At 45.7% G+C, this 13649-nt stretch carries 15 protein-coding genes; 5 read left to right on the top strand and 10 right to left on the bottom strand.

The genetic code is table 11. The features are described 5' to 3' along the window. Position 1: 1 nt before the first annotated feature. Together rplM and zapE are read right to left on the bottom strand one after the other, a co-directional pair. A complete protein-coding gene (gene rplM, locus AC0VXX_RS02360) occupies positions 2-433 on the bottom strand; it encodes a 50S ribosomal protein L13 (protein WP_028762636.1) in 432 nt (143 codons plus the stop codon). Between the two features lie 335 nt (positions 434-768). Next, complete coding sequence (zapE, locus tag AC0VXX_RS02355; protein ID WP_475515757.1) at positions 769-1875, bottom strand: cell division protein ZapE; 1107 nt, start codon at positions 1873-1875, stop codon at positions 769-771. Positions 1876-2437: 562 nt separating this feature from the next. Between zapE and degQ the strand changes: the two genes are divergently transcribed. Both degQ and degS read left to right on the top strand, forming a co-directional pair. Beyond that, entirely contained in the window at positions 2438-3790 is a 1353-nt protein-coding gene (gene degQ, locus AC0VXX_RS02350) for a Do family serine endopeptidase DegQ (RefSeq protein WP_475515756.1), read from the top strand. A gap of 150 nt (positions 3791-3940) precedes the next feature. Next, the gene (gene degS / locus AC0VXX_RS02345) at positions 3941-5011 is read left to right on the top strand and encodes an outer membrane-stress sensor serine endopeptidase DegS (protein ID WP_475515755.1); all 1071 of its coding nucleotides are present in this window, start codon (positions 3941-3943) and stop codon (positions 5009-5011) included. Positions 5012-5256: 245 nt separating this feature from the next. On the opposite strand, the gene AC0VXX_RS02340 is transcribed toward degS, so the two are convergent. Then, a complete protein-coding gene (locus AC0VXX_RS02340) occupies positions 5257-5421 on the bottom strand; it encodes a hypothetical protein (protein WP_475515754.1) in 165 nt (54 codons plus the stop codon). A 212-nt stretch (positions 5422-5633) separates the two neighbouring features. Between AC0VXX_RS02340 and AC0VXX_RS02335 the strand changes: the two genes are divergently transcribed. After that, a protein-coding gene (locus AC0VXX_RS02335) for an IS3 family transposase (RefSeq protein ID WP_475514310.1) occupies positions 5634-6709 on the top strand; the annotation gives its coding sequence in 2 pieces (ribosomal slippage) (positions 5634-5886 and positions 5886-6709; 1077 coding nt in all). 150 nt (positions 6710-6859) lie between these two features. On the opposite strand, the gene murA is transcribed toward AC0VXX_RS02335, so the two are convergent. The 7 genes from murA to AC0VXX_RS02300 all read right to left on the bottom strand — a co-directional run bounded on the left by murA (position 6860) and on the right by AC0VXX_RS02300 (position 11502). Further along, positions 6860-8119 (bottom strand): UDP-N-acetylglucosamine 1-carboxyvinyltransferase, encoded by a 1260-nt coding sequence (murA, locus tag AC0VXX_RS02330; protein WP_475515753.1) that lies wholly within the window; start codon positions 8117-8119, stop codon positions 6860-6862. Positions 8120-8128: 9 nt separating this feature from the next. Further along, a complete protein-coding gene (locus AC0VXX_RS02325; RefSeq protein ID WP_110455780.1) occupies positions 8129-8386 on the bottom strand; it encodes a BolA family protein in 258 nt (85 codons plus the stop codon). 13 nt (positions 8387-8399) lie between these two features. Beyond that, positions 8400-8693, bottom strand: a complete 294-nt coding sequence (locus AC0VXX_RS02320) for an STAS domain-containing protein (protein WP_475515752.1) — start codon at positions 8691-8693, stop codon at positions 8400-8402. Then, the gene (locus tag AC0VXX_RS02315) at positions 8693-9349 is read right to left on the bottom strand and encodes an MlaC/ttg2D family ABC transporter substrate-binding protein (protein WP_475516911.1); all 657 of its coding nucleotides are present in this window, start codon (positions 9347-9349) and stop codon (positions 8693-8695) included. Before AC0VXX_RS02315 ends, AC0VXX_RS02320 begins: the two co-directional genes overlap by 1 nt. Positions 9350-9357: 8 nt before the next feature. Next, on the bottom strand, positions 9358-9831 hold the full coding sequence (gene mlaD, locus AC0VXX_RS02310; protein WP_110455777.1) for an outer membrane lipid asymmetry maintenance protein MlaD: 474 nt from the start codon (positions 9829-9831) through the stop codon (positions 9358-9360). A gap of 71 nt (positions 9832-9902) precedes the next feature. Then, positions 9903-10688 carry a lipid asymmetry maintenance ABC transporter permease subunit MlaE gene (mlaE, locus tag AC0VXX_RS02305; RefSeq protein WP_475515751.1) on the bottom strand — a complete coding sequence of 262 codons (786 nt, stop codon included), beginning with the start codon at positions 10686-10688 and terminating at the stop codon, positions 9903-9905. Beyond that, positions 10675-11502 carry an ATP-binding cassette domain-containing protein gene (locus tag AC0VXX_RS02300; protein WP_475515750.1) on the bottom strand — a complete coding sequence of 276 codons (828 nt, stop codon included), beginning with the start codon at positions 11500-11502 and terminating at the stop codon, positions 10675-10677. The genes mlaE and AC0VXX_RS02300 overlap by 14 nt, the downstream gene beginning before the upstream one ends. Positions 11503-11667: 165 nt before the next feature. Here AC0VXX_RS02300 and AC0VXX_RS02295 point away from each other — a divergent pair, with 165 nt between their 5' ends. Continuing rightward, entirely contained in the window at positions 11668-12627 is a 960-nt protein-coding gene (locus AC0VXX_RS02295; protein ID WP_475515749.1) for a calcium/sodium antiporter, read from the top strand. Between the two features lie 43 nt (positions 12628-12670). Beyond that, on the top strand, positions 12671-13648 hold the full coding sequence (locus tag AC0VXX_RS02290) for a KpsF/GutQ family sugar-phosphate isomerase (RefSeq protein ID WP_475515748.1): 978 nt from the start codon (positions 12671-12673) through the stop codon (positions 13646-13648). The last annotated feature ends 1 nt before the right edge of the window (position 13649 follow it).

Raw genomic sequence — 13649 nt, 5'->3', positions numbered from 1 at the left:
TTTAGATATCAAGAACTTGAGGTTGTTGTGCAGCGTGGTTATGTTCTGTACCAGCGTAAACTTTAAGTTTACGGAACATGGCACGTCCTAAAGGACCTTTAGGTAACATACCCTTAACTGCTTTCTCGATGATCATTTCAGGCTTATGATCTTGCAGCTTTTCAAAGGTGATCTGCTTGATGCCACCAATGAAACCAGAGTGCGAGTAGTACACTTTGCCTTTCGCTTTATTACCAGTAACAGTAACTTTCTCAGCGTTGATAACGATGATGTAATCGCCAGTGTCAACGTGCGGTGTATACTCTGGCTTGTGCTTACCACGTAAACGGGCAGCAATTTCAGTAGCGATACGACCTAAAGTTTTACCTTCAGCGTCAACAACATACCAGTCGCGAGTAACGGTTTCTGGTGTAGCAGTAAAAGTAGTCTTCATTTACAAAAACCCAATGTTAAAATTCTGTCTCACATGCCGTCATTCATTATTAAATAACAACACAAAAAGTGCCATTCCCCGCCCCTTCGAGCAAAGAATAAGGCTTTACAACTTCCACCGTATAGATGGAGTAACGAGGGCAGGTCGCGAATTATAGACAAAGCTGAGTTAAAAATCATCTAATTTTTTAGCTAATTTAAATGATTTACCCTGCGTTACGCTAATCGCACTTAGGTAACGAATAAATTAATCGTTATTTTGATTACCTTATCAATTATCGCGCCATTCATGGCGCGTAACTCATTGGGATAATCAACGTTTATAAACCGATATCTTTAAGGGAGGTGTTCCAATGCTAAATAATCATGGGATTGCATTTCAATAAGGCGTGAGCGGCAGCGCCTAAATTCAAATGAGAGTAAACCCTCGGTATAGATCTGTTCCAGCTCAACTTCAGCCGAGATAATCAATTTAACGTTGCGCTCATAAAACTCATCGACCATGGCGAGGAAGCGCCGAGCAATATCATCACCTGTAGTATTGCTACCCATCTGCTCTACCCCGCTGAGTAATACCGTATGATAAAGGCACGCCAACTCCATATAATCGCGCTGACTTCGGGGGCCATCACACAGGTTTCGAAAGTTGATGAGTAGTACGCCTTGCGCTTGCTGACGTATGGCAATTTCGCGGCCATCGATATCAATTGCCGCATAAGATATTTCTGACTCTGGCGCTAACTGAGCAAAATAGCTCAGCAAATTTTTATCGGCTTGTGGATCAAGTGGATAATGGTATATCTCGGCTTGCTCTAAAGTGCGCAAACGGTAATCGATACCACTATCAACATTTAAAATTTCACAATGTTTATTAATCAAGGCTATCGCCGGTAAGAAACGGGCACGCTGCAGTCCATTTCGGTACAACTCATCGGGAATAATATTAGAGGTAGCAACTAATACCACCCCTTCAGCGAAGAGGGCTTCAAATAGCGTGCCGAGCAGCATAGCATCGGTGATATCAGAGACGAAAAACTCATCAAAACAGATCACCTGATAACGTTCGGCCATCCGCTTAGCAATCACCAATAAGGGATCTCGCTGACCTTTTAGCCCATCTAAATCCAAATGAATTTGGTGCATGAAACGATGAAAATGGGCACGCAACTTTTTATCACCCGGCAAGGCATCATAAAAGGTGTCCATCAAATAGGTTTTACCACGTCCCACGCCGCCCCAAAGGTATAAGCCTTTCACTTGGGAAGTCGATTTACCCATAAAGCCAAATAATTTTGCCAATCCTTTAGGGGGCTGCTGGCTTACTATAAGTTCATCATAGACACGTTGCAGCGACTTAACCGCTTGTTCTTGTGCGGGATCATGGGAGAAATCCGTTCGCTGTAAATCTTGCTGGTAATGTTCCCAGGGAGTGAGATGTGACACGTGAAATATTCTCTTCTATCCTTAAATCAACGAGGCGATGTTAGCACGAGCAATGCTAAATCTCATAAATATCTACTTAATTCCATCTAACTAACATCAACCATCACACCAACCTAACTCACTGATTAGGTGAATTAAACCATTAAAATACGTTCATTTAGACTTAAGTCGCATACGCTGTACGATAGTCGAAAATAACAACTACACTAGAACGGCTATACGCTTAACAAGTGGCACTTGTACATATCATAAAAACATTGAGGGATGACTCAGCGGCATGGATTCAGTACTTTTAAGTAAGCGTACCTAAGTCATACCACTCAGACAAAAGACGGCAAAACAGCGCCACGAAATGCTCGCCATAAGCGCAATACAACCATTAACAAGGCACTGAATAAATGACAAAAAAATTAACCTTTGTTAATCAAGCTGAACTTTGCGTAAACGAGTACGGTCGGAGTGAATAACAGATTTAAGATTAATGACTTGATATGAGGTAAATCAACCTTATATCTATGATTATCATAAGTCCATTATCCCAACTATTGGAGTCATGACATAAATGAAAACAAAATTATCACTACTATCAGCAGCGTTACTAGGTGCTAGCCTCATGGTGATGCCTGCCGTCTCTCAGGCAGCGATTCCATTAGCGGTGGGTGGTCAAGAACTCCCAAGCTTAGCCCCTATGTTAGAAAAAACCACCCCTGCGGTGGTGGCCGTGGCAGTATCGGGAACCCACGTATCTAAGCAACGACTACCCGATGCGTTTCGTTATTTCTTTGGGCCTAATGCACCACGCGAACAAGTACAAGAACGCCCATTTAAAGGCTTAGGTTCTGGGGTGATTATCGATGCAGACAAAGGTTATATCGTCACCAATAATCACGTGATCGATGGCGCAGATGAGATCTTAATCGGTTTGCATGACGGCCGTGAAATAGAAGCTAAATTAATCGGTGCAGATGCTGAATCCGATATTGCTCTATTACAAATTAAAGCCAAAAATCTAGTGGCATTAAAGCGTGCCGACTCTGATGAACTAAGGGTGGGTGACTTTGCCGTAGCCATTGGTAACCCCTTTGGTCTGGGGCAAACTGTCACTTCAGGTATTGTCAGTGCTATGGGCCGCTCAGGGCTGGGGATTGAGATGCTAGAAAACTTCATTCAAACCGATGCGGCCATTAACAGCGGGAATTCGGGAGGAGCCCTAGTCAACCTTAATGGCGAACTTATCGGTATCAATACTGCGATTGTGGCCCCAGGCGGCGGTAACGTAGGTATTGGCTTTGCGATCCCAGCCAACATGGTCAATAACCTAGTTGAGCAGATCATTGAACATGGCGAAGTGCGTCGCGGTGTACTTGGTGTCAGTGGACGCGATCTCGATAAAGCCCTAGCCGAAGGTTTTGGCTTAGAAACCCAACATGGTGGTTTTGTTAACGAGGTGATGCCTGATAGCGCCGCCGATAAAGCGGGTATCAAAGCTGGTGATATTATCATTAGCGTTAACGATAAGCCCATTAAGTCGTTCCAAGAATTACGCGCCAAAGTGGCCACCATGGGGGCGGGTGCAACGGTAAAATTAGGACTGATCCGTGATGGCGATAAAGAAACCGTAACCGCCACCTTGGGTGAGGCAAATCAAGCCAGCGAAACCGCAGCGGGAGCCGTACACCCAATGCTAGCCGGTGCAACACTTGAAAATGTTAAGAGAGGTGTTGAGATCACCGAAATAGCTCAAGGCTCTCCAGCTGCAGCCAGTGGTTTGCTCAAAGGCGATATTATTGTAGGTATAAACCGTACCCGAATAGATAATCTTAAAGCCCTTAAAGCTGAGCTCAAAGATTCCACGGGTGTGGTGGCACTGAAAATATTGCGTGACGGCAATAGTCTCTATCTCGTCCTACGTTAAATGCTCTCCCAACAAGGAGGCGATAATCCCATTATCGCCTCCTTGTTTTTTTTACTCGGCTTATGTTGCTGCAATAACCTGACATAGCTAATAGTGCACTATAAATAAACATGTTAATCTTACTCAACTTTTTTCCTAATTCATTCAATAATGACTCTTAAAGACACTGCGATATATGTTGGCAAAGCTGTATTTTTTGGGCTGATCATGGCTGGCGTCTTTTTGACCCTTACCCCACTACTGACAGGGCAACACTCGAGTAATAACTTGTTTCAGTCCCGCGGTAAGCAAGGAATTGAGTTGTCATTTTCACATGCGGTTCGTCGGGCTGCCCCCGCGGTAGTGAACATCTACAGCCTGAGCATAGACCAAAATCAACCATTAAACTCTGGAGCACTGCAAGGGCTGGGCTCTGGGGTTATCATGAGTAAAGCGGGCTACATACTGACCAACTACCATGTGATTAAAAAAGCCGATGAAATCGTGGTCGCTTTGCAAGATGGTCGCAAGTTTACCTCTGAAGTGGTGGGATCTGATCCTGTAACCGATTTGGCAGTCTTAAAAATCGAAGGTGACAGCCTGCCAATCGTCCCAATTAACCTTGAGATCCCGGCACAAGTGGGTGATGTGGTGTTAGCCATAGGTAATCCGTACAACTTAGGCCAAACCATTACACAAGGGATCATCAGTGCTACTGGGCGCAATGGCCTCAGCTCGCGTTACCTCGATTTTTTACAAACAGATGCTGCCATCAATGCAGGGAACTCTGGCGGGGCACTTATCGACACCAGCGGTCAACTGATTGGCATTAATACCGCCGCATTTCAGGTGGGTGGTGAAGGTGGTGGACATGGGATTAACTTCGCGATCCCCATTAAATTAGCCCACAGCATTATGGGTAAACTGATAAAAGATGGTCGGGTGATCCGTGGCGCATTAGGTATTACAGGCGAGCCTATTAACCCTGTGATGGCACAAATTCTTAATCTGCCCGATCTCACAGGGGTATTGATAACCGATATTGATCGCCAAGGCCCTGCAGCCTTTGCCAAGCTCAGACCCAGTGATGTGATCACCAAGTTTAACGATGAAGTGGTGCCTGGCGTTGAGATGCTGATGGACAGAATTGCAGAAACCCCACCAGGGACCAAAGTCACCATGACCATCATACGTAACGGCCAATACTTTGATGTACCCGTGACAATAGGTGAAAGCATTTAGATAAATGTGTTTAGGTGAAAGCCTTGCCTAATTGCGGTGTCATCAAGCCTAATTAGATGGCTAACAGTAAGTAACTAATAATTAGTACATAACACTCAATAAGGTCAGCAATTGCTGGCCTTAAGTATGCTAATAGCCACAGTAACCCTAACGTCTTAAATAAAATCCGCTCAACTAACAATCTAAATTCAGGTTAAATTGCAGGCCTAGCTTTATGGGTTGCCATCGCTCTAATAATCTTAGTACTACTTCTTTTGTTCGCGATTAAATAGGTGCAACCAAAAAGCACATTCGAGCAGCACACCAGCGACGATAAAGAGCAATGCACCTAAATGAAGACCTATGACATAACAGCCCAATGCCGCTAGCAGTAACACAATTAATATCATTATCCTTTTGCCGTGTTCCATATACTCTCCTTAGTATAATGAATCTAGTCTATTATCTTGACGTTATAAGCCCTCACTTTTAAGCCTTTGCTATTGATGACGTCACGATAAAAGTGGAATTTGTTATGCATCTTACCTTACTACGCCCCCCTCTAACAGTACGGTAATCCCCCCGAAAAATAACAGCTGTTAAAAGTAGAGTTTTCTCGTAAGTTAAACGCAGGAGGTTCTATATGAAAAAGTCGCGGTACACGGATAGTCAAATTATGACGATTTTGAAGCAAGCTGAAGCTGGTACGCCCGCACCTGAGCTTTGCCGAGAGCACGGTATGAGCAGTGCAACGTTTTATAAATGGCGTGCTAAATATGGGGGAATGGATGCATCACTCATGGCTCGGATGAAAGAGCTAGAAGATGAAAATAGGCGACTTAAAAAAATGTACGCAGAAGAGCGTCTTAAAGCTGAAATCATTCAGGAAGCTATGGCAAAAAAGTGGTAAAGCCCTGTGAGCGAAGAGAACTCGCTCAGTTTGCGGTGGCTAACCACAACATCAGTATTAGTAAGGCCTGCTCGGCTTTCTTTATCAGTGAGACATGCTTTCGTTATCAAGCAAAATTATCGGCGGAAAATACACAGATTTCAAATTGGCTAATTAAGCTGACCGAAGATGAAAGTGATTGGGGCTTCGGTCTGTGCTTCGATTATTTACGTAATGTAAAAGGCAAGCCATGGAATCATAAGCGAGTGTACCGAATTTACTGTGAGCTAGCGCTGAACCTGCGTATTCGTCCAAGACGTCGACTCAAACGAAATGCACCGGAACCACTAAAAGAGCCGATAAAACCTAACCAAGTATGGTCTGTCGACTTTATGCATGACCAGTTATCAGATGGTCGAAATTACCGATTATTTAATGTCATAGATGATTATCGGCGTGAAGCTTTAGTGATTGAACCAGGATTTTCACTTCCTGCTGTAAGGGTTATTAGAGCGCTAGAGCAGGTATTTGAGTATCGAGCTAAGCCAACAGTTATTCGCTGTGACAACGGCCCTGAGTTTATCAGTACTGAGTTTACAACGTGGGCTAAATGCCAGAATATTCGAATTGAATATATTCAACCAGGTAATCCACAACAAAACGCTTATATCGAACGACATAACAAAACAATTCGGTACAGTTGGCTCAGCAAGTACCTGTTCGAATCAATTAAAGAGGTGCAGGACTATGCAACTAAGTGGTTATGGTTTTACAATCATGAAAGACCACATAAAGCTAATAACGGCAGGCCACCACTGATGGCTGCCTAACTTCTATTTTTAATTGCAGTTAAAAATGGGAGGATTACCGTACCAAGCTTTGATTATAAAACAGACAAAGTAATACGTTAGATAGCAAAAAAAACCACCGAACTATCGGTGGTTTTTTAACTTATATAAACGAGTCGCTAGACAAGTGGGTTAACTCACTCTCACCACTTCGCCACCGAGACCTTTAAACTTGTCTTCGATATGCTCATAACCTCTGTCGAGGTGATAAATACGATCAACTGTAGTGATGCCATCAGCAACTAAACCGGCAATCACTAAGCTTGCAGAGGCACGTAGATCCGTCGCCATCACTTGAGCACCATTAAGCTTTTCAATACCTTGAATAATACAAGTATTACCTTCTAGCTCCATCGTCGCCCCCATACGGATAAGCTCAGGAACATGCATGAAGCGATTTTCAAAAATCGTTTCTGTAATGGTCGCGGTACCATCGGCTAAGGCGTTAAGCACGCAAAACTGCGCTTGCATGTCGGTAGGAAAGCCAGGGTAAGGCATGGTCTTGATATTAACTGCCTTCGGACGCTTACCTTGCATATCGAGCTCAATCCAATCATCACCCGTGGTGATATGCGCGCCGGCATCTTCAAGTTTGGCTAGCACAGATTCTAATGTTGAAGGATCGGCAGCAGTGCAGCGGATTTTACCGCGCGTGACAGCAGCCGCAACCAAGAAACTGCCGGTTTCAATACGATCAGGCATAACCCGATAGTGACAACCATTTAATTTTTCAACGCCTTGAATACGAATAGTATCAGTACCCGCACCGCTGATCTTAGCGCCCATAGCAATTAAACAGTTGGCTAAATCAATGACTTCTGGCTCACGCGCCGCATTCTCAATCACAGTTTCGCCATCGGCAAGCGCTGCGGCCATGATTAAGTTTTCGGTGGCACCAACGCTGATCATATCCATAAAGATATGTGCGCCTTTTAAACGGCCATCGACACGCGCCTTGATGTAACCCTCTTTCACCTCAATTTTAGCGCCCATCTGTTCTAAACCATGCAGATGCAAGTTAACTGGACGTGCGCCAATAGCGCAACCGCCAGGCAATGACACATCTGCAGTGCCATAACGTGCCAATAATGGGCCTAAAATCAGAATCGACGCCCGCATGGTTTTCACCAATTCATAGGGCGCGCAGAACTCATTTAGATGGGTGGTAGAGATGGTGATTTCGCCACTGTCGGCCCGCTTAACATCAGCCCCTAAGCAACGTAATAATTCGCAGCTGGTATTAACGTCTCTGAGGTTAGGGACATTACTGACGACAAAATCTGTCTGGGCTAACACACCCGCCATCAAAATAGGCAGCGCGGCGTTTTTTGCACCAGAAATAACAACTTCACCGGCCAATGCACCACTGGCCTGAATTTTTAGTTTATCCACAATGACTCTCTACGCTGGCATGTTGAAGATTTTTTCACGCTTCCATTGCGTTGGAGTAAATGCATTTATCGTGATGGCATGCAATGCACCGCTAGTCACTTGTTCCATCAAAGGGGCATAAATCATCTGCTGCTGTTTCACTCGGCTAGCGCCATCGAAACACTCACCTACGGCAACAATTTTATAATGGGTGCCATCTTGAGTCACGTGTACTTCTTCTAGAGATAGCGCTTCAGTCAGAAGCTGCTCAATCGCTTTACATTCCATGAACGGGTAACCTTTAATTGGCTTCTTCGACGAAGAAGTCTTGTAAATCATATAAATCAATCAATTTTTGTAATTGCAGCGGTGCCTGGCTCAAGGTTAATGAACCACCGCCTTGACGCTGTTGTGCCATCAATTGCAGCAATAATGCCATCCCCGCCGTGTCGGCATAGGTGATACCAGATAGATTGAGCTGTGACACATCAGAAGTGAGTAACTGCTCAACTTCAGGCCAATGCGCGATCACCGCTTGCTGTGACAACTCGCCGCAAACCAAGCAAGTGCTACCTTCGTTGTTAAACGTCAGCATTACAGCTTAGTCTCCAATTTGCCCAAACTAATGTGGTTACTGGTGTGTGTCAGTAACTCTTCAATCACCGAATCGATACCATTTTGGCGGATCAAATTAGAGATTTCAGCACTCTTTGAAGAGAGTAAACTCACCCCTTCAGCCACCAGATCAAACGCCTTCCAGCTGTCATCTTTAAGACGGCGCACTCTAAACTGCAGCTTAATAGGCGGGCGGCCTTGTTCGATAATCTGCACGTTTACATCAACCATTTTCTCATCGGCAAAACTTTTTTCCGGCGCAAATTCCACTTTCTGGTTAGTGTACTCGGTAAAAGCCTGAGCATAGGTGGCAATTAAGTAGGTCTTAAAAGCCTCAGCAAAACGATCGCGCTGATCTGGCGTACTCTGGCGTAAATAGGAGCCCATGACCTTGTATGCGGCATATTTGTAGTCGATATAAGGCATCAACTCATCAGAGACTATCACCTTAAGATGGTCAGGATTGGTCTTAATTATGTCAATATCCTGATGAAAACGGGCAAAAGTCTTATTGGCTACCGATTCAACCATGGCATAGGGATTTTGAATATTCACCTCTGGGTCGGCAGCATAACTGACAGAGCTAACTAAATACACCATGCTGGCAAAGATGACTTTGCATAACTGTTTCATAATGATCCCTATTAATTGTCTTTCGATTTAACACTATATAAAAACTGGCCGATCAGGTCTTCGAGCACTAACGCGGAATGGGTATCATCGATATAGTCCCCCTCTTGCAGCATGCCGATATCGTCCATCACAAACCCGGGGGTCAGCCCTAAAAACTGCTCACCTAATAAGCCTGACGTTAAAATAGACAGGCTACTGGTTTCTGGAAACTGCTCATACTGCTTATCCATCGCCAATTCGACCACGGCCACCAGCTCAGTTGGATCTAAGCTGATTTGAGTCACACGTCCAACTACGACGCCACCGACTTTGACTGGTGAGCGCACTTTAAGACCACCAATATTGGTGAATTTAGCATACAGGGTGTAATGGCTTTGCCCTGGTTTAACTTCGATGTTAGCCACATTAAACACCAACACTAAAAACGCCATCAAACCAGACAGAATAAACACGCCCACTAATAGTTCAATTTTCCGAGTCAACATACTCTCATACCACTCAATTCTATACGTACCGCGATCTGCGGTACATTAGTTCATCCATAAACAAACAATAATTAACTGCCAAACATCATTGCAGTTAACAGAAAATCTAACGCTAATACCGCTAGGCTCGATTGCACCACAGTCTGGGTGGTCGCTCGGCTGATCCCATCAGGATTTGGGATCACATTATAGCCTCGATACAAGGCTATCCAAGTCACGACGACAGCAAACACCAGGCTTTTAATTACGCAGTTAACGATATCTTGGCGCCACTCGACCGATGCCTGCAAAATAGACCAGAAGCTGCCGCTATCGATCCCTTTCCACTCCACACCAACGATATGCCCACCGTAAATCCCCACGGCGGTAAACATTAACGCCAGTAACGGCAAGCTGATCACCCCAGCCCAAAAACGAGGAGCGATGATCTGCCGCAGCGGATCGATGGCCATCATCTCTAGGCTCGACAACTGCTCGGTGCTCTTCATTAAGCCAATCTCAGCCGTCAAAGCTGAGCCAGCTCGCCCAGCAAACAGCAATGCGGTGACCACAGGGCCAAGCTCCCTGAGTAAACTCAGCGCCACCATAGGCCCCAGGCTATCTTCGGTGCCAAACCCCACCAAGATATTATAGCCCTGCAGCGCAAGCACCATACCGATAAACAAGCCAGAGACCAAGATGATCACCATAGATTGCACACCGATAACGTACAACTGCTTGATTAGCAGCGGGATACCTTTACGCGGCTTAGGCACTCGCGCTATCGCGCCCCACAACATCAGCCCTGCACTGCCAAGCCCAGTCACGCTGGCTATCGCACTACGGCCGATACCAGCAATGTGATCAGTTAAGCTCACCTAACATCTCCTTTTGGTAATCTGGAGCAGGAAAATGAAATGGCACTGGGCCATCAGGCTCCCCACCAATAAACTGCTTCAACTTTGGATTATCGGCCAGCCTTAACTCTTCAGGCGTACCATGAGCAATAATACGTTTGTCGGCCAACACATAGACATAATCGGCAATGCCCAATACCTCTTGCACATCGTGAGATACCACGACTGAGGTTAAATTAAGTGCATCACTTAACTCTCTAATAAGCTTAACCAATACACCCATAGATATCGGGTCTTGGCCCGCAAATGGCTCATCATACAAAATCAGCTCAGGCTCTAAGGCGATAGCTCTAGCTAATGCTGCACGTCGCTGCATACCACCAGATAACTCACTGGGCATCATCTTCGCCGCGCCGCGCAGGCCAACGGCCTCTAACTTCATCAGTACGATACGCTTGATGATGGCTTCGGGTAAGCCTGAGTGCTCACGTAAGGCAAAGGCGACATTATCGAACACATTCATGTCGGTAAACAGTGCACCACTTTGAAATAACATACTCATACGCTTACGCAGCTCAAACAGCTCACTGCGGTTGCACTGATGTACATCGATACCATCGACTTTAATATTGCCGCGATCGGGCTGTAATTGGCCACCGATTAATTTAAGTAGGGTGGTTTTACCTATCCCACTGGGGCCCATAATGGCGGTAACCTTACCTTTAGGGATCGACAGGCTAACATCTTCATAAATCACATGAGAACCGCGACTAAAAGCCAGATGTTCAATCTCGACTAGCGGCGTGGCGTCATCATCTGCTCGTTCATTGATCATTGTAAGACCTATATGTTCCATGATAAATCGGCACAAAAAGAGGCAAATTGTACGTAATTGACCTATTGTGCACAACTGAATCGACACTATCTTGCCGCAATACTTTCAATTTTGTTCAAATCCAGCGAAAATGCGCGGCAGACACTCAAACAAAAATGAACTTTAATGCTTTTTAATATTTTTTTACTGCTTGCTGGATTAGCCACTCTAGTTTGGAGTGCCGACAAATTCGTTTATGGTGCCGGCGCATTTGCCCGCAATTTGGGCCTACCACCCATGTTAATTGGTTTAACGATTGTTGCCATGGGCAGCTCGGCGCCGGAAATGTTTGTCGCCGCGACGGCATCAATGGAAGGCATGACCGATACCGCCATTGGTAATGTACTAGGCTCAAACGTCGCCAACATCAGTTTAATTCTCGGGCTCACAGCACTACTGGGTGCCATCTCCGTTAGCTCGCAAACTTTAAAGCGTGAAATTCCTATGATGCTGGCCGCCACTGTGATTGCAGGGTATTTCCTGCATGACGGCCAACTGACCCGCATTGAGGGCGTGGGCCTAATGCTGCTGTTTTTAGCCTTAATGGGCTACCTGATTTGGCATGCTGTCAGTAACAAAGAAGCCGATCTGTTAGCCGATGAGTCTGATAGCGAAATCCCCAAAGATGTCCCGACAATCAAAGCCATACTCTGGTTAGTCGTCGGTATTATCTTACTGCCGCTATCGGCCGACTGGATGGTCAATGGCGCCGTGGGTATCGCTAAAGCGTACCACTTATCGGATCTGGTGATTGGTCTCACCATTATCGCCGTCGGTACCAGTCTGCCAGAATTAGCCGCCTGTGTTGCCGGGGTACTGAAAAAAGAAGATGATTTAGCCATAGGCAACATCGTCGGCTCGAATCTATTTAATATTTTAGCAGTACTCGCGCTACCTGCATTGATCGCCCCTGGTGCTGTCGATGCCGCCGCCAGCACACGAGACTTTTACATGGTATTGGCGACCAGCAGTGCCTTAGCCATACTGATCCTATTAACTGGAAAGTCGCGTCAGCTCAAACCTTGGCACGGCGGAGTGTTGTTAATGAGCTTTATTGCTTATCAGGTGCTCGTTTTTCAATCCTAATTACAGGTCTGGCCCAAACTGATTTTTTAATAGAGAGAACAAGATGGTAGATGCAGATCAACTACGCCAATGGGGGCGTAATGTTATCGATATCGAGCGTAATGCCCTCGATAATCTTTATCAATATGTCGATTCAAGCGAATTTGCCAAGGCATGCCAGTTAATTCTGAGTTGCACCGGCAAAGTGATCGTGATGGGCATGGGTAAATCGGGCCATATTGGCAACAAGATTTCTGCCACCTTAGCCAGTACTGGCACCCCAGCCTTCTTTGTGCATCCCGGCGAAGCCAGCCACGGTGATCTCGGCGTTCTGAGTGAAAATGATATTGTACTTGCCATCTCAAACTCGGGCGAAGCCGGTGAAATTTTAACCCTCATGCCGGTGATAAAACGCATGGGGCTGCCAGTGATTGCGGTAACAGGTAAACCCGACTCCAGCATGGCAAAACATGCTATGGTACACCTGTGTATCGACGTGCCAGAAGAAGCTTGCCCACTTGGGCTCGCGCCGACCTCCAGTACCACTGCAACCCTAGTGATGGGCGATGCACTTGCTGTGGCTCTATTGCAGGCTAGAGGCTTTACTAAAGATGACTTTGCCCTGTCACACCCTGGTGGCAGCTTAGGGCGTAAATTGCTACTAAGAGTCAGCGATGTGATGCACCAAGGCGATGAACTGCCCTTAGTGCCTCAACACATCTGTATTACCGACGCATTATATGAGATCTCTAAGAAAGGTCTCGGCATGACCGCCGTTATCGATGACAATGGCGTATTGGTTGGCATCTTTACCGATGGCGATCTGCGCCGCGTGATCGATGCTGAAGTCGATCTCAGAACCACCTCCATCAGCGAAGTCATGACCCAAGGTTGCGTTACCGTCACCGACGGCATTTTAGCCGCTGAGGCGCTCAACATAATGGAAGAAAAGCAGATTAATGGCTTAATTGTGACTAACCTTCAACAGCAACCCATTGGCGCACTCAACATGCTCGATATGGTTAAAGCAGGAGTGATTTAAA

This window comes from Shewanella sp. QJM3NY_23, assembly GCF_056173105.1.
Note: the sequence above shows the minus strand (reverse complement) of the source record. Positions and strands in the feature narration are given on the sequence as shown.

Excerpts from the sequence above, each read along its gene's own strand:
- mlaD (WP_110455777.1), bottom strand. The coding sequence starts at position 9,831 with ATGTTGACTCGGAAAATTGAACTATTAGTGGGCGTGTTTATTCTGTCT.
- AC0VXX_RS02320 (WP_475515752.1), bottom strand. The coding sequence starts at position 8,693 with ATGCTGACGTTTAACAACGAAGGTAGCACTTGCTTGGTTTGCGGCGAG.
- AC0VXX_RS02290 (WP_475515748.1), top strand. The coding sequence starts at position 12,671 with ATGGTAGATGCAGATCAACTACGCCAATGGGGGCGTAATGTTATCGAT.
- degQ (WP_475515756.1), top strand. The coding sequence starts at position 2,438 with ATGAAAACAAAATTATCACTACTATCAGCAGCGTTACTAGGTGCTAGC.
- AC0VXX_RS02295 (WP_475515749.1), top strand. The coding sequence starts at position 11,668 with ATGCTTTTTAATATTTTTTTACTGCTTGCTGGATTAGCCACTCTAGTT.
- rplM (WP_028762636.1), bottom strand. The coding sequence starts at position 433 with ATGAAGACTACTTTTACTGCTACACCAGAAACCGTTACTCGCGACTGG.
- AC0VXX_RS02340 (WP_475515754.1), bottom strand. The coding sequence starts at position 5,421 with ATGGAACACGGCAAAAGGATAATGATATTAATTGTGTTACTGCTAGCG.
- degS (WP_475515755.1), top strand. The coding sequence starts at position 3,941 with ATGACTCTTAAAGACACTGCGATATATGTTGGCAAAGCTGTATTTTTT.
- AC0VXX_RS02300 (WP_475515750.1), bottom strand. The coding sequence starts at position 11,502 with ATGATCAATGAACGAGCAGATGATGACGCCACGCCGCTAGTCGAGATT.
- AC0VXX_RS02325 (WP_110455780.1), bottom strand. The coding sequence starts at position 8,386 with ATGGAATGTAAAGCGATTGAGCAGCTTCTGACTGAAGCGCTATCTCTA.